Origin of the sequence: Thalassoglobus sp., from assembly GCF_048270125.1 — a bacterium.
GTDB lineage: Bacteria > Planctomycetota > Planctomycetia > Planctomycetales > Planctomycetaceae > Thalassoglobus.
The window spans coordinates 51,800-67,009 of the sequence record NZ_JBLWTN010000010.1; the positions used below are offsets into that span (position 1 = coordinate 51,800).

Here is a 15,210-nt window from a genome sequence, read left to right on the forward strand (position 1 = left end):
GAAAACTGATCCAAATACCTGAAATTGCTCTTTCAAACACTGAGAATATTCCTCAATAGAAGGTTCTCCGAGAGGGCTTTTAACGCATCAAGTGAGAGAAAATGATTAAAGCGGTTGTATTTGACATGGATGGCTTGATGATCGACTCGCAGCCATACTGGCACGAGGCTCAGGTTGAATTCTTTTCACAGCTTGGGACTCCCATTGCGGAGCAAGACATGGTTGATACGACAGGGATGCGTATCGACCAGATTGTCAAAATCTACTTTGCTGAGTCGCCATGGACCGAGGACCGCTATCAGCAGGCGTGTGATCAGATGCTCGATTACGTGCTGGATTCCATCCGTAAACACAAGCCAGCCATGCCGGGGTTGAACCATGCCATCGAAGTCTGTCGGCAAGAAGGGGTGCAATTGGCAATCGCATCCTCTTCCCCGATGAGTCTCATCGATGCGACCATTGATGTTCTGAAACTGGATGGCATCTTTTCAGTGAAATCATCCGGTGCAGATTTGCGGTACGGAAAGCCACATCCGGAAGTCTACCTGAATGCCTGCGACGAATTAAATATCGAGCCACAACACTGCTTAGCACTCGAAGATTCGTTTGTCGGATTGCTCTCAGCAAAATCTGCACAAATGAAAACAATCGTTGTCCCTGAACCTTCGTTCGCCAAAGAGAAACATTTTGCCATCGCTGATTTCCAACTTGCATCGCTCAATGACCTCACCCCCGACATGGTGCAATCTTTGTAAGCATTTTCCCAATGAGCAATGAATGAACTCATAGTCGCGTTCTGCCATGTGGCAACCAGATATGAAGTCGTGAACGCGAACTTCACGGGTACTAAAAGTATTGAAAATACTCTAACGGGAAGAAATATTGGATCTTTGGCCCATTCTCCGTGACATCGTTGTTTTGCTGGGCGCGTGCTTACTGGTCGGCGGTCTCTTTTCGCGATTTCGCCAGAGCCCGATTATGGGTTACTTGCTCGCTGGGATGTTTCTCGGTGGCCCTGGCAGTATTCAGTTGATTGGTTCCGAGCAACCGATTGAGGCGATCGCGGAGCTGGGCGTTGCTCTTTTACTGTTTAGTCTTGGTCTTGAATTTTCTATTGAGCGACTGAAAAAACTTGGTGCAAAGCCTCTTCTGGGGGGGGCAGCTCAAGTGGTGTTGACGATCCTTCTCGCATTCGCAGGAGCAAGTCTCATCGGGCTCTCCGTAAAGCCAGCACTCGCATTCGGAGCGATGGTATCTCTGAGCAGCACTGCGGTCGTATTGAGGATTTTGATGGAACGCGGCGAAATGGAAATGCCGCACGGTCGCAACAGCCTTGGCGTCCTGCTCACACAAGACATGGCCGTGGTCCCTCTGGCTTTGATGATGACTGTTCTGGGCGGCGAAGGGAGTGTCGGCGAAATCGCCTCCAACGTGGGGAGACTGTTAGTCATGGCGAGCGGGTTAGTCATTGGGCTTTACCTGCTTACCAAAGTTGCTGTCCTTGCACTCGGAACACTGACTCTTCACCGGAATCGTGAACTGACGGTCCTCTTCGCTGTTGTCACAGGATTAGGGGCTGCCTGGGCATCGCACTCAATCGGAATCTCACCAGCTTTGGGAGCCTTTGTTGCGGGAATGTTACTCGGAAGCTCAGCCTTTGCGACACAAATTCGTGCAGACATTTCCCCCCTTCAGGTTGTGCTGTTGACACTGTTCTTCGGCGCGGCAGGCATGGTGGCTGATCCGATCTGGATTCTGACAAACTGGTACATTGTTGGCTCAGTTGTCATCGCACTGACAATCGGAAAGCTACTCGTCATTTGGGCGACTTTCCTCGCATTCGGTCAATCGACTCGGGTCGCAGTGGCGACTGGCCTGTGCCTTGCACAAATTGGTGAATTTGCGTTTGTTCTCGGGTCAATCGGGAGATCCAGTGGAGTGGTGACCGAAGCGACATACGCTCTGGTCGTCTCCATCGCCATCGTTTCGTTTTTCTTGAGTGCGTTCCTGGTCCCTGCAGCTCCACAGATTGGAAACTGGGTTGCGGGGCTGGTTCAGTCTCAACAGCTTGCTTCCGAGAGTGAAGCTGAGCTGCAAGAACCTCCTGAGGTCGCCATAATCGGATTTGGGCCGGCGGGTCAAATTGCAGCTCGCCCGCTGATTGACAAAGGCTTGCGAGTCGTGGTCATCGAACTCAACCGAAACGGCATCCGTAAGGCGAAGCAACTTGGATTTCATGGAGAAATTGGAGATGCCACTCAAAGTGAAGTGCTAGAACATGCCCGTCTACATGAATGCAAAGCGGTCGTGATCACTGTCCCGCATCACAGATCTGCAATCACGATTCTTGAACACGTCCGAAAGAACGCCCCGAACACCCACGTAATTGTCCGCTCTCGCTACGAAATCCATACCGGGAGTTTCGTAACAGCCGGAGCACACGCTGTCGCCGGTGACGAAGAGCAGGTTGGTGAAAGCCTTGCTAATCATCTGGTCAGTTGGCTGGGCTCAACGAATTCATCAGAAGCCTGATCCGAATCCATACTGACGGAAGCAGTCATGGAAACGGATTCAGTTCGATAACCTTGCACGAATCCACTGGACTTCAAAGTCATAAAGACAACAAAATCGCTCAACGAAGCCACTCGTATTGAGTTGATCGACACAATGCTGCCTGTCATCAATCCTTGATTTCCGGTAGCGGGAACAGCGGACGGATTTCAACCGTCCCTTTCTTTGCTGGGGGGATGCGGGCAGCGATTGCGATGGCTGCGTCTAAGTCATCGACGTCGAGCAGATAATAACCGCCAAGCTGCTCCGTTGTTTCTGCAAATGGCCCGTCAGTGATGAAACGTTGACCATCTCGAACGCGAACACTTGTCGCGGCTGCCACGGGAAATAGCGGAGAGGAATCAATCAGCTTTCCTTCCTCTTTGAGCTTTTCGCAAATGCCCATCGACTCGATCATGCACTCATTGCGTTCATCGTCCGTCCAACAGTCTTCGGCTCCGTAAATCAGGAGTATGTATTTCATTGTTTTCCTTCGTAGGCTTGCTTCAGTTTTTCGACATCGAGCTTAATCATCTGCATCATCGCCTGCATGGCGCGGCGAGATTTTTCGACGTCTTGATCTTGCATCATTTCAAGAAACGCTTCGGGGACAATCTGCCATCGCACACCATATTTGTCTTTGAGCCACCCGCACATGACAGGCTCACCACCATCGGCGGTCAGCGCCTCCCAGTAATGATCGACTGCCGCCTGATCCTTACACCTGACCGAGAGCGACATCCTGTCGTTGAACGGGTCGCTTGGACCACCATTGAGAGCCTGATAGCGCTGGCCCAACAGCTCGAACTCAACAAGGATCACATCACCTGCCTGACCACCAGGCCAGTCGTCACGGCTGAGCATCTTGTTGTGAATTCGAGAATCGTCGAAGACTGAAACGTAAAACTCTGCCGCCTCCTCAGCGTCCCTTTCAAACCACAGACAGGTCTCAATTTTTTGCTGTCCCATTATCGTGCTTCCTCCTTATTCAAACTGGAAATCCTAGAGTATTTTCAATGCTTGTCCTGCCAGTGATGGCCAAGCTCGTGGCTTCATAGACTGCTCGCCAGAAGGGTGAGCGTAAAATCCAACGTTGATTTTACTTTCTCAAACACCGAAAAATTGACAAACCACATCTTTCCGGACAGGTTCAAAATGGCTTTGTTACTTCTGCGAATGAAGACCGAACATGTTTCCTTCCGTATCGACCGCCAAAACCATAAATCCATACGGCCCGAGCGACGTCTTGGGGCGCTGAATGCGACCGCCAGACGCTTCGACTCTTGATCCTTCAATCGCGCAGTCCTGACAGGTAAAATAGACCAGCGTGCTGTTCCCGCCGGAAGCGACTCCGTCCATCTTCGTCAACGCACCTGCTGCCCCTGAAGACTGCATCGACATGGGAAACGCCATCAATTCGATCTCCTCTAAAGGGGATGGAAGATGTTCGAGTTTGATGTCGAGGACCGACTCATAAAAGTTCGCGGCACGATCCATATCCTGCACGTAAATTTCGAACCAGCCCACCGGGTTCATTGCTGTTTGGTTCTCACGATCGGCAAGTTTTTTTCGCAAACATTCTTCGTGAGCCATCACGGTTCCGTCCGGGTCACTTTCTGCGAAATCCTCCATCTCGTAGATCGGGCGAATCTCAATATCGGATTCATCTTTCATTGGGTTGGGACACTTTTTGACCCACTCGATGGCCTGCTCCATCGAATCGACTTCCCACAACCAGTAACCGGCGACTAGCTCCTTAGTCTCAGCGAATGGGCCGTCGGTCACAATTCGATCGCTCCCGCGAAATGTGATTCGCTTCGCTGCGGAAGTTGGCTTAAGACCTTCACCTGCTTTCATAACCCCAGCATTGATGAGTTCTTCGTTGTACTTCCCCATCGCTTCAAGCAATTCCTGGCTGGGCATTTCCCCCGCCTCAGACTCTTTGGTCGCTTTCACAAATACGATGACGTTCATGCTGTTTTTCCTTTTCGAGTCAAATTACTTTTCCGTTCACACAATGTTGTCGATGGCTTCGTCCACAAATCGACAGGCTTCACCACTTATTTTTGAATATTCATATATTGTCCAGTGCCAAGAAAAATCGATGACTCAATACGCCACCAAACTGCGGAGTCACTGTGTGTTCAAGCAGAGAAAATCTTCTTGTGAAGAATAAATTTGACATGGATTCGCTGCAGCTGCTTTCGAATCGCATTCCACAGAAGTGATTACTGAGAATGTTTCTCGTTTGCGAATGCTTTGTCCCGATCAGCGATTTGACTGTTAATTTCCTCAGCAGCGGGCCGAATTTCGAACGGTCCCATCTTCACACCAGGGTGATTCGACATCAGGCTCACTGCATGGTTGAGATCGCGAGCTTCGAGCAGCAGTATCCCACCGAGAATTTCTCTGGTTTCGGCATACGGACCGTCAGTCACATCGACCGAACCATCTTTCACACGCAACGTGACAGCATGGCGAGCTGAATCAAGAGCCTCACCACCAAGAAAGTGACCACCACGACGCAGTTCATCATCATAGTCAAAGCAGTCCTTCATGAGCCGTTGTCGTTCCTCGTCGGACAGATTGTCCCACTTCGCCTCCTCAATATATCCCAGACAAATAAATTTCATGTCGTTACCCTTTCTGAAATTTCATTTCCGCAGCCTATGCTGCTTCTTATCTAATTGTCGATTGGGATAAGACTAAATCGACAGGCTCTCGAACTTTTTCTCAGATTGACATATTCTCCGTCAATGAAAGTCAAACGAATCGTTGCCAATATCGAAACAGATCTGCTAGACGCTGCGAGGAGTTTCTACGCAGATGTTCTCGGCCTTGAAATTCTCATGGACCAGGGATGGATCACGACATTCGGTTCGCAAGAGACAATGCGGGTGCAAATCAACTTCGCCAGCGAAGGAGGCTCAGGGACTCCCGTCCCTGATTTGTCGATCGAAGTCGACGACCTTGACGAGGCACTTAAACGTGTAGAAGAGGCCGGACTCCAACCAGAATATGGGCCGGTGAGTGAACCCTGGGGAGTCCGACGGTTCTATGTTCGTGACCCGTTGGGAAAGCTGATCAATATTTTGGTTCACATTGAGTGATCGAAATCGCTGGAACGAACCCAACACCGAGATTCACATTCGACCTCGTGGCAAGCAGCCTATGGAGTCGTAGTAACAGTTTTCACAGGTAAAACACTTTGGAACTGCTATTGAGAACTGGTCGTTGCAGAGGAAAGTTCGTTGAGCTTTCTATTCAGAAACTTTTTTTCAGGCTCCTGCTTTGTCAACGTCAGTGCGTTTTCGAATGCAGTTCTTGCGTCGGCGATTCTCCCAGAGCGGCGTAGCAATTCGCCGCGAGCAGAGTGGGCGAGATGGTAGTCTGTTAAATCGCCACGAGCCAGAATTGTATCAATCAGCTGGACGCCAACTTCGGGACCGTCTCGCATGGCCATGGCAACCGCTCGATTCAACTCGACAATTGGAGTTGGAGCCGCCCTGAACAGCACGTCGTAGAGAGAGACAACTTGTGCCCAGTCCGTCGATTCAGATGTTTTAGAACTGGCGTGAACTCCTGAGATTGCTGCCTGAATTGTGTAGGCGCCTATCCGACCTGTCGCCATGGCTTGCTCTACAAGCTGCAGCCCTTCATCGATCAATTCACGATTCCATAGGCTACGGTTCTGATCTTCGAGTAGTACGATATCGCCTTCTGCCGTCGTACGTGCTGGTCGACGCGATTCATGCAACAACATCAACGCCAACAAGCCCATCACTTCTGCATCGGGAAGCAATTCGAGAATCAACCGGGCCAGACGAATCGCTTCTTCGGAGAGGTCCGCTCGGGTGAGATTATCGCCAGCTGAAGCTGAGTAGGCTTCGTTGAAAATGAGATAGACGACCGATAAAACTGCATCAAGACGTTCGGGAAGTTCAGTCAGTGAAGGGACGACATAGGGTATCCTGGCATCGCGAATCTTGGCTTTTCCACGGACGATCCGCTGTGCCATTGTCGGCGGCGTAACGAGAAAAGCGCTGGCGATTTCTTCAGTTGTCAGACCACAAACTTCCCGCAAAGTCAGGGGGATTTGCACACTCCGATCGATAGCTGGATGACAACACGTGAAGATCAATCGCAACCTGTCGTCTTGAATTTCGCTGACTGCGTTCGCTTCGTTCTCATCGCCAATTTCTTGCAGGCGTGCCATGATCTCGGGGAGTTGTCCCGCGAATCGCTGGCGTCTTCGAATCGCATCAATCGCTTTAAATCTCGCGGTCGAAATCAGCCACGCCCGCCGATTTTGAGGAACTCCATCACGTGGCCATTGAGACATTGCAACCGCAAACGCTTCGTGCAACATCTCTTCGGCAAGATCAAAGTCGCCTAGCAATCGAACAAGTGTCGCGAATGCCTGACGTGACTCTGCACGATAGACCTCGCTGATCAGTTCCTCAAAATTCTCCTGAGAGTCTTCTTCCATCGTCCTCTGACTTCACAGGCTGCTCACCATTTCTGAAATGACTCAGAGCAACTCTATTGTTAGTTTTTATACCTGCCTCGTTGCGAGCAGCCTATGGAGTCATGCAAGTCACCTTCACAGGCACAATTCGCACTGAATTCTCTAATCCATTGGTGACGCCCGCAAGAGCTGTTTCCCTTGACTGTCAAGCAATCTCAGGAGGCCATTTTCATCAATTCGGTACTGCTTCACTTTGGGCAACAGTGCGAGGAATCTGGCCTCTTGATCCATTAAGGCTGGTGGCCCTGCGGCACGGGTTGTGGCTGGCCCCGGTTCAATTTTCAACTTTTGACCATCAATTTTTGCCTTACCCATGTAGCGATTCACTCCCGTACTTCCGGTTATCGATCCATTCTGGTTGACCTGAATTGTTGTCTGAGCATTGTCGATGACGCCAGCCCCATTGAGATCTTCGACAAGCCATTTTTGGTAGAGCGACCTGGAATTGCTCGAACGCGATTCATCACTGGAGTTCTTGAATGCGGACGTGAGTGTCGAGACACCCGCCGATGCGACTTCCGCATCCTGTTCACCAGTCGCTCCGCCGACTCCGATCGCACCGATCACTTGATCACCATAAAGAATCGGTACGCCTCCTTTGAGCGTCGTAAACTTCCCGCCGCTGGCCCTCGCCGCTCTTTCAACCGCCAGACTCAAATGAGTGTTGATGGCATCCGCGTTAGGTAACGGACCGGTTGGTCCTCGTTTTGTCGCAGCCGATGTCGCCTTAGTGATCGAGGTATAAACGCTGGCTGGTCGAGCACCATCCATGCGGGCAAACGCCAACAGGTGTCCCCCCTCATCAACGACAGCAATATTCACGAGGATTCCCATCTCCTCAGCTTTTTTCCGACCTGCAACGATGGCCTTTTCAGCGCCCATCAATGTCAATTGCACCCGGTTCGTTCGCACGAGTTGTTGAGTCTCCACTTGAGACTCAACTTGAAAACTGTTGGACACCGGAGCATCCTGCGCAGAGAGGCTTGAGATTCCGATCAGGCATGTCATCGCCATCATCGAAAGTGCGCCGCTTGTCTTTGACACCAACACTTGAAGTTCCTTTTATGAGGTAATTTTCAGTCGTTTGTGATTACCAATTTATCAGATTCAGTCGTGACATCCACTCCGGTCATCGGTTGTGCGATATGCTTCCAGCCTGTCTTGGAGGAGACCAGGCAGAGCATCAAGAATCATCCTGAATTTACTCTATCGAGGCGTCTCGGACAGGCTGGGCAGCTTTCTTATCGAATTCTCACATGTGAATCTCTCACATGGATTGCAAGTGTGATTCGAGGAAGTAGAGGCTCTTATCAACTTCGCGAGTGATCTCGGTGAACAGGTCACAGGTGACGGCGTCGTTTAGGTTCTCTGATTTATCAATCGCTATTCGTGACAGAGCGGCATACTCACCGAAGCGGTTTGCCATTGCGATTAAGAAGTCTTTGCCGTCAGTCAACTCAATTGGCAACTCCTCAATTCGTGAATTATTCGCTGCCATCCTCGCGGTTCCTTCTGCACGCCCGCCTAATGCTGTTGCTCGCTCGGCGATCATATCGGCATAACGGATAAAGTTTTCAGCGAGGTCATCGAAGAGCAAGTGCAGCTGCATGAAGTTCATGCCCTTCACGTTCCAGTGAGACTGCTTGACTTGGGTGTAAAGATCGAAAGTGTCAGCCAGATGCTGATTCAGCAGTTCGATCATCGACTCGCGGGTCTCTTCCGAGATGTCATTATGTGTTTGGTAATTCAAGCTGGTTACGGTACTCATCAATAAGTCTCCTTCAGTAAATGGTTTGAAATGTCTCTCCTACTAACGATCGCAATTTCCGTGCCGTCAAATCCGCTTCTATCCGCGAATTCTCAAAAGGGGTTTCTGTTTTGCCGCGTCAGGCTCTGACTTTTTTATGTCAGCACCATTTCTTCACCGGGACGGAAAGCACGAATACGCACTACGAAAATTCCCCGATTAATAATCGAGATCTCCTTCGAGAATTCAGAGGCTCTCGTCGAACGCCCTCTCTACGAACTCGAGAAACGCGAGTCTCTTCGAGTTGTTCATCTTCCAAGTCATCTGAGTCGAAGCAACGGCCCCCTTCGTTTTCCCAGCGTTCCAATTCCATCAAGGCAGCTTCCTTCAATTTTCCCTTTTCCATCTGAATACTCCTTCAGGTCAAAGTTTATTGAGCGTCCTTCGGTTTCGCACAATGCTAGAGCTGTTTGCTCTACCGTGTGCCCGTGAAGAACACATCTCTCTAGCAAAAATGCTGTTCGCCACGAGGCAGATCCTGCAAACCAATTCGAAAGATGCTCTAGAACCGCAAGCATCAACACGAGTTGGCAGCATCAATATTTTTCACATCAACGTTTGCTGCATCATGCAATTGATGGCATCATCCATTTCGCTACTTTCAACGACTCTCGTACCGCTTCTCAACCGTCTCACTAAAACGGTTCATGAATCGTTCTACTAACCCATCTGCTTTCAATTCTGATTCGAGTTGCCGAATGTCGTTGGCAAGACTGTGATCACCAAACACGGTGGCGATCCAACGTGAAAAATCATGGTGGCAACAATGACCAAGTAGAACATCCGATGGGACATGCTTGGCAGCGACAGCCAGTTCTTGCAAAGTTGCCGCTGAATGTCCCACAGGCTCTCCCTGGTTTGTAAAGACGAATTCCTCTTCCTTTGAGACAGGAATTTCGTAGTACTTTGTACGATGACGCACATGAGCGGTCAGCCGAGGAGCCACAATGAAGCGACGCAGTTGTCCGTTTGTCTCCTCTGTCGGAGGGAGTAACGCAGCTTCGCTGATATTCAGACTGGCGAGTTCCTCGTACCAGTCGTGCGAGTCGACATAGTGATCACTCTTTTGATCCAGAAGATCACGCAGGACATCGACTTCATCCTGTTCTGCAAGACGCGTCACTGCGATCACATCAATTTCTTTGAGCACCTCAATCGGTAATTGCGATGGTCGGTATGTCACCAACATGTAACCATCAAGCTGAAAGTCCAACAAACGCCGCCCGAGCGCACCACCGAGAAAGTAGTGACACTCATCGAGCATGATTCGATGGGGGAACCCGCGTTCCCGCCGGTGTTGGGCAACCAGTGGAAGATGATGCTCGATGTACTCACACTTTGCCCCATGATCCAGATGGGACAAATTCAAAACCACGCTGATCCCCTGTTGCAGTAACATTTTCAAATCGTCCCCGTGTGGCAGCATACGGCCACCACCAAGAACAACCGTATTCGGCAGCAATGCCAGGCTGCTGTAATCACCTTCAGGGTCAAAGACGTGAACTGTGTAACCCTGAAGTATCTGTTGTTCGACCAGCATTCCAGCAAGCCACGACTTGCCACTGCTAGAGTCGCCAGCGACCAGGATGTTGCGGCTTCGAACCTCGATCTCAAACGGAGGCTGACCCTCAATTTCTTCCAGCACCACTTTGCGATGACTGGACGAATCAGCCGGAATTCGAATGTCTACAGAGATCTGTTCGAGATAATCCGCGACGGCATCCGGGCCATTGCCAACAATTACGAAGTCGGCAGCTTCCTTAAGCCGAGACGATCCCCATGAGACCGCAACTCCATGTTCACAAACTGCCAGTAATTCGTGATCGTTTTCTGCATCCCCAATCCCGACAGCGTTGTGAAGTGAGACTCCCAAAGTGTCCAGAAGATGACGCAACCCGCTCGACTTACTGATCGACGCAGGCAAAAGCATCATCCGCCCTCGATTGAAAGTAATCGCCAATGGAAGTTCCAGTTCACGAATGAGCGAAATCGCAACATTCGCAAATTCAGCCTCCATCTCTACGACGCAACGCCCCACTTTGAAGTCGATTCCTCGCTTCGTCAATTTTTCAATTAGACACATTGGAGGAGGAGCACCAAGCAGCGTGATGTGTCCACTTGGGAGTGCGACGACTGCACCGTTCTCGGCAACGACTCCATCGACAAAATCAAGACAGCCTGCAACGCTTCGCAACTCAGACAGAATCCGTCCAGTGACGATCACAACGAGCAGACCTCGTTTCCGAGCCTTCGCAATTGCAGTTCGGACAGCCGGGCTCAACACACCGTCTTTAGCAACTGTTCCGTCATAGTCGGTCGCAATCACTCGAAGTCTCACTACAGGCTCCTTAGACGATTAAAGCATTTTCAATGCTTGCTGTGCCCGCAAAGATCACATTCACTATTCATGACCTGCCTGCCACCAGGCAGAATGCGAAGCCTAGAGCATCTTTCGAATTGGTTTGCAGGTTCTGCCTCGTGGTGAACAGCATTTTTACTGGAGAAATGCGTTCTTCACGGGCAAACGGTAGAGCAAACTGCTCTAATATTGGATTGATCGAAATCTCCTCTTTATCAGTCTATGCGAACATCTCGGGTATCATTCCGATTGCCCACGCGAAAACAGACGTGGATTGCGGGCAATGAATCGTTGTATTCCCCGGTCGATTACTGATTCATAACCGCGAACCATATAGATGTAGCCAACCACCGAGACGATCAACGCTCCGATTGCGTCGACGATTAAATCAATCATTGTGTCAGTCAGCCCTGACGGATCACCCCACATCGGTTTTTGCATGTTCATTCCGAAGTATTGATCCATCGTAAATTCAAAAATCTCCCAAAGGGCCCCGACCGACAGCGCAAAACAGAATGCAAAGAAAGCGACAAAACCGGGTCGCATCTGCAGATCAATTTGTGGTGTCTCATTTAAAACATAAATCAGCAATACTCCCAACACCCCCAGCAGCCCGCCAGAAGTGCCGTGGAGCGCGATGTCCCACCACCAAAACGTATTATAGTAATCACGAACTTCACCAAGGAAGAGTGACGCAATAATGAATGCAATCGTCAAGACTTCGAACTCAGGCGGGACATGCACATCCGCTCGACGAGCCAGGATTGCGGGCAAGTACGTTAAAAGCAGAATTCCAGAGGCAATGACTACATTGCCCCATAGCTGTTCGGTCGCTTCCATTCCGATGCCAACGACAAGGAACAGACGCAACAGGATCGTCAGACGCCGCTGAACGCGGTCATAATTTGAATTGTGCGATAGTTTCGTCATGACGGTCACAAAGCATATCTATGCAAAGATGAACAGAATCTTTCTCGTGATGGACGGAGTACGTCCTGGTGGAAAACATTCTACACGAAAACAAGAAAGATCATTCTGTTTTAAAAACATTTTTCATGCCTGTCGTGCCGGTGAAAATCGCTTTCAAGAATTTTCAAACTTCCCGCCACGAAGCAGAACCTGCAAACCAATTCGAAAGATGCTCTAGCCCCTCCGGTGACTCACACCGGGGCTGAATGACAGCCAAAAATACAGCGATATGGCTGAAGCCCAATCATGAAAATGCTCTAAGGTTTATTCCTCTTCGGCACAACTCACTCGCTTTGTGCCGAGTACTGTCCAACCTGAGGCTCTTGTTCTCGGAACAATTTCGAGTCTTCAACCTCACTGACTGGCACAGTGAGGACGCTGCAGCGTGCTTCCCGAATTACACTTCGGCTCACGCTGCCCAGGCTGTCTCGTTTTCCGAGCATTACCAAATCTGTTTCTAAATAATTTGCACGCTGAACAACTTGCTCCGAAGGTATCCCTTGCGCAGTTTCCAAGGTCACATCGAGCCCACTGAGTTCGTCCTCGATCAACTCCACAAACCGAGACTCAACGGAGAGTGACTGAAGATTTTTCAGTATTTTTTCAAAATGAGGCCTCTTCCCCAAAGCAGATTCAGAGAAGTTGTGCGATGACTCATAAACATGAAGTAAACGGTATGAAGGACGACAGTCTTCGTCCAACCACTTCATCGCAGGGGCAATGGCAAGCGAATGATCGAAAAAGTCATGCGGAACCAATACTGTCTGTGGCCTGTATGATTCGCTCTCTGTAGTCGGTCGGAACAACAAAACCGGGACCGATGAGTCCCGGACGATTCGATCAGCGAAGCTTCCAAGAAACATTTTAGAAAGCCCCGTCCGCCCTTGAGGAGAGATCACTACTAAATCAATGTTGAGCTCCTCCTCAATTGCTCTTTGACCTGTCCGTGTCCAACGGCTTCGCTGCAAGTTCGTACGAACATCAATCTTCGAAAATTCAGAATGGTCCCGAACCTCTTCGTTCAGCGCCGCTTCGAGCGTGTCGAACAATGTCTCCTGCGAAGCCTGTGAAAGCACGCTGGGGATCGAACCGGAGAAATGGACGAGGTGGAGAGTCGCCTGATGTTTTTCTGCCATCTCAGCAGCACACCGGTAAGCTTTGCGAGCATGATCCGAAAAGTCGGTCGTCAGTAGAATCTGATTAAGGTTCATGGATCACTTTCTTCGAGTAGTCGATGTACTCACCGGCCCGAATTGGTGATGTATTACTAGCTGGTTTGATAGCCAGCACAGAACAGTTAATTTCATTGAGGATTCGTTCCCGAAGCAACTCTTCTCCCAGACTTGCCGACAGGGGATTCCATTTCGGCAACTGGCTGAACGTCTTTGGATCAGTTTGCTACTTGAACGTTTCTTTGCTCCTTGAATTACGGATGTGACTTCCTGCAAATTCATGACGGCTCAAGCTTCACGGCGATGAAAATCAACCACTTCCGCAGTGATTTTTTTAACGCCATTGCTTTCACGCCACTTGAGCTGACACTCCGCCTTAGGAAAACCGAGTGTGCAACAGAGCATCTTTCGAATTGGTGTACAGGTTCCGCCTCGTGGCGAACAACAATTTTATTGATGAAACGCGTTCTTCACGGGAACACGTTAGAGCAAACTGCTCTAAATGAAGTGGGTCACGGGTTCTATACCGTGACCCACTCGTGTCACTTGCTTTCAACTTTTGAGATACTCCCAAAAGCAAGACTCAACATGAGCAGAGGTCGTTAACTCGACGAGAGTTCTAACTCAGGCTCACGGCGATCTTTCGTTTGACGCATACGCAAAGCCTTTGGACGTTTCAGTTTCGTCACGACGATGCGGCGTACTTTATCTGCTGCCTGTGTGAAGGCTGTCCATCGATTTTCATGCGTCGCAGTTGCGACAACCTCTCCAAAACGAGGCATCACTAAACTGATACGACATTGCTGATCGACCCCTCCACGAGGGCCATTCTCATCGGTGAGCGTGACCGTCACACTGGTAATTCGATTCGAAAATCGATCCAGTGTTTTGGCGATATGGTTAAGAGCTGAGTCTTGGAAGTGATGACGTTTTGCTTCGATTGGAGCATTGACGTTAATCTTCATTAAACTCTCCTTTGATGAGAAGGGAAAAATTTGATCGCGACCCGTTAATGATTCCGGGTCGGACCATTGAATTGCTTAAGCGGTCACTCCGTCGCGTTCGGGTTGAAAAACTAATTCATCGATACGAACAGAGATCGTTCCACTGGGGACCTGCCATCGAACAAGATCGCCTACTCGATAACCAAGAATTGCGGTTCCGATCGGGGCAAGTACTGAAAGTTTGTCCTCTGCGATATTCGCTTCTTTGGGATAGACTAGAGTGTAAGTGTCAACTTCTTTGGTCCGCGTATCACGCAATCGCACAGTCGAATTCATCGTGACCACATCGGGAGGAATCTCCTCCGGTGCAACAATCTCCGCGACATTCAATTCGTCTTTCAACGATTGAAGGTAGGGCTTATCACTGAATGCGGCTGCGAACTTACTGAAGAAAAGATTCCTCAATCGTTCGTGATCTTCTTTGCTGATAATGATTTTTCGTTTGGCAGCCATGCGAATACTCCTGCCTACATTGTTGTAATTGGAATCAAAAGAACTCTGAAATAAGAAATGTGATAGTGAAAGCACAGGGCCAAAAGAGCCAACCCGAGCAAGAGCACCCACATCAATGACTTGAACTCAACACCCTGAATGCAAATGTGACTTCACAGTCATCTGTCGCAGACGAAGGTCTCCTGGTCTGACTTCTTCTTCAGGGCTATGTTGGCTCGGAAGAAGTTTCGCAGAACGGACTTGCTTCGATCTGAAAAGACACAGTGTGCGAATCAGGCTTGAAAACATGTAGTATTGAAGACATGGTTTTCCTCGCTGCTGGTTGTCATACCACTTCATAATGCAACAAGTGGACCAAATGACTCGAC

General features: G+C 49.7%; 15 protein-coding genes. 3 read left to right on the forward strand and 12 right to left on the reverse strand.

Features of this window, described 5'->3' with window-relative positions; all coding sequences use genetic code 11:
- Positions 1–101: 101 nt before the first annotated feature.
- Positions 102–755, forward strand: a complete 654-nt coding sequence (gene hxpB / locus ACN0YR_RS13445) for a hexitol phosphatase HxpB (protein ID WP_417849749.1) — start codon at positions 102–104, stop codon at positions 753–755.
- Positions 756–882: 127 nt separating this feature from the next.
- Entirely contained in the window at positions 883–2,532 is a 1,650-nt protein-coding gene (locus tag ACN0YR_RS13450) for a cation:proton antiporter (protein ID WP_417849750.1), read from the forward strand.
- 148 nt (positions 2,533–2,680) lie between these two features.
- Here the strand turns inward: ACN0YR_RS13450 and ACN0YR_RS13455 are convergent, their stop codons facing one another.
- From ACN0YR_RS13455 to ACN0YR_RS13470, 4 genes are all read right to left on the reverse strand, one after another.
- Complete coding sequence (locus ACN0YR_RS13455; RefSeq protein ID WP_417849751.1) at positions 2,681–3,034, reverse strand: YciI family protein; 354 nt, start codon at positions 3,032–3,034, stop codon at positions 2,681–2,683.
- On the reverse strand, positions 3,031–3,519 hold the full coding sequence (locus ACN0YR_RS13460; protein ID WP_417849752.1) for a VOC family protein: 489 nt from the start codon (positions 3,517–3,519) through the stop codon (positions 3,031–3,033). The genes ACN0YR_RS13455 and ACN0YR_RS13460 overlap by 4 nt, the downstream gene beginning before the upstream one ends.
- A 195-nt stretch (positions 3,520–3,714) precedes the next feature.
- Positions 3,715–4,524, reverse strand: a complete 810-nt coding sequence (locus ACN0YR_RS13465) for a YciI family protein (protein ID WP_417849754.1) — start codon at positions 4,522–4,524, stop codon at positions 3,715–3,717.
- 254 nt (positions 4,525–4,778) lie between these two features.
- On the reverse strand, positions 4,779–5,183 hold the full coding sequence (locus ACN0YR_RS13470; protein WP_417849755.1) for a YciI family protein: 405 nt from the start codon (positions 5,181–5,183) through the stop codon (positions 4,779–4,781).
- Positions 5,184–5,306: 123 nt separating this feature from the next.
- On the opposite strand from ACN0YR_RS13470, the gene ACN0YR_RS13475 reads away from it, so the two are divergent.
- Positions 5,307–5,660: a VOC family protein gene (locus ACN0YR_RS13475; RefSeq protein WP_417849756.1), complete on the forward strand. Its 354-nt coding sequence runs from the start codon at positions 5,307–5,309 to the stop codon at positions 5,658–5,660.
- A 107-nt stretch (positions 5,661–5,767) separates the two neighbouring features.
- Here ACN0YR_RS13475 and ACN0YR_RS13480 read toward each other — a convergent pair whose 3' ends face one another.
- The 8 genes from ACN0YR_RS13480 to rnk form a co-directional block, all read right to left on the reverse strand.
- Positions 5,768–7,039: an RNA polymerase sigma factor gene (locus ACN0YR_RS13480; protein ID WP_417849757.1), complete on the reverse strand. Its 1,272-nt coding sequence runs from the start codon at positions 7,037–7,039 to the stop codon at positions 5,768–5,770.
- Positions 7,040–7,180: 141 nt separating this feature from the next.
- Positions 7,181–8,128 carry a heme-binding protein gene (locus tag ACN0YR_RS13485; protein ID WP_417849758.1) on the reverse strand — a complete coding sequence of 316 codons (948 nt, stop codon included), beginning with the start codon at positions 8,126–8,128 and terminating at the stop codon, positions 7,181–7,183.
- A 217-nt stretch (positions 8,129–8,345) separates the two neighbouring features.
- Positions 8,346–8,846 carry a DNA starvation/stationary phase protection protein Dps gene (gene dps / locus ACN0YR_RS13490; RefSeq protein WP_145203219.1) on the reverse strand — a complete coding sequence of 167 codons (501 nt, stop codon included), beginning with the start codon at positions 8,844–8,846 and terminating at the stop codon, positions 8,346–8,348.
- 640 nt (positions 8,847–9,486) lie between these two features.
- Positions 9,487–11,223 (reverse strand): HAD hydrolase family protein, encoded by a 1,737-nt coding sequence (locus tag ACN0YR_RS13495; protein WP_417849759.1) that lies wholly within the window; start codon positions 11,221–11,223, stop codon positions 9,487–9,489.
- 261 nt (positions 11,224–11,484) lie between these two features.
- Positions 11,485–12,174, reverse strand: coding sequence for a hypothetical protein (locus ACN0YR_RS13500; RefSeq protein ID WP_417849760.1), 690 nt, complete (start codon positions 12,172–12,174; stop codon positions 11,485–11,487).
- A gap of 323 nt (positions 12,175–12,497) precedes the next feature.
- Positions 12,498–13,424, reverse strand: a complete 927-nt coding sequence (locus tag ACN0YR_RS13505; RefSeq protein ID WP_417849761.1) for a universal stress protein — start codon at positions 13,422–13,424, stop codon at positions 12,498–12,500.
- Between the two features lie 563 nt (positions 13,425–13,987).
- Positions 13,988–14,350 (reverse strand): HPF/RaiA family ribosome-associated protein, encoded by a 363-nt coding sequence (locus ACN0YR_RS13510; protein ID WP_417849762.1) that lies wholly within the window; start codon positions 14,348–14,350, stop codon positions 13,988–13,990.
- Positions 14,351–14,425: 75 nt separating this feature from the next.
- Positions 14,426–14,842, reverse strand: a complete 417-nt coding sequence (gene rnk / locus ACN0YR_RS13515) for a nucleoside diphosphate kinase regulator (protein WP_417849763.1) — start codon at positions 14,840–14,842, stop codon at positions 14,426–14,428.
- Positions 14,843–15,210 lie beyond the last annotated feature (368 nt).

Bases quoted from the DNA above. Each gene is read 5' to 3' on its own strand.
- ACN0YR_RS13460 (WP_417849752.1), bottom strand. From the start codon at position 3,519: ATGGGACAGCAAAAAATTGAGACCTGTCTGTGGTTTGAAAGGGACGCT.
- ACN0YR_RS13510 (WP_417849762.1), bottom strand. From the start codon at position 14,350: ATGAAGATTAACGTCAATGCTCCAATCGAAGCAAAACGTCATCACTTC.
- ACN0YR_RS13475 (WP_417849756.1), top strand. From the start codon at position 5,307: ATGAAAGTCAAACGAATCGTTGCCAATATCGAAACAGATCTGCTAGAC.
- dps (WP_145203219.1), bottom strand. From the start codon at position 8,846: ATGAGTACCGTAACCAGCTTGAATTACCAAACACATAATGACATCTCG.
- rnk (WP_417849763.1), bottom strand. From the start codon at position 14,842: ATGGCTGCCAAACGAAAAATCATTATCAGCAAAGAAGATCACGAACGA.
- ACN0YR_RS13470 (WP_417849755.1), bottom strand. From the start codon at position 5,183: ATGAAATTTATTTGTCTGGGATATATTGAGGAGGCGAAGTGGGACAAT.
- ACN0YR_RS13455 (WP_417849751.1), bottom strand. From the start codon at position 3,034: ATGAAATACATACTCCTGATTTACGGAGCCGAAGACTGTTGGACGGAC.
- hxpB (WP_417849749.1), top strand. From the start codon at position 102: ATGATTAAAGCGGTTGTATTTGACATGGATGGCTTGATGATCGACTCG.
- ACN0YR_RS13465 (WP_417849754.1), bottom strand. From the start codon at position 4,524: ATGAACGTCATCGTATTTGTGAAAGCGACCAAAGAGTCTGAGGCGGGG.
- ACN0YR_RS13505 (WP_417849761.1), bottom strand. From the start codon at position 13,424: ATGAACCTTAATCAGATTCTACTGACGACCGACTTTTCGGATCATGCT.
- ACN0YR_RS13500 (WP_417849760.1), bottom strand. From the start codon at position 12,174: ATGACGAAACTATCGCACAATTCAAATTATGACCGCGTTCAGCGGCGT.
- ACN0YR_RS13480 (WP_417849757.1), bottom strand. From the start codon at position 7,039: ATGGAAGAAGACTCTCAGGAGAATTTTGAGGAACTGATCAGCGAGGTC.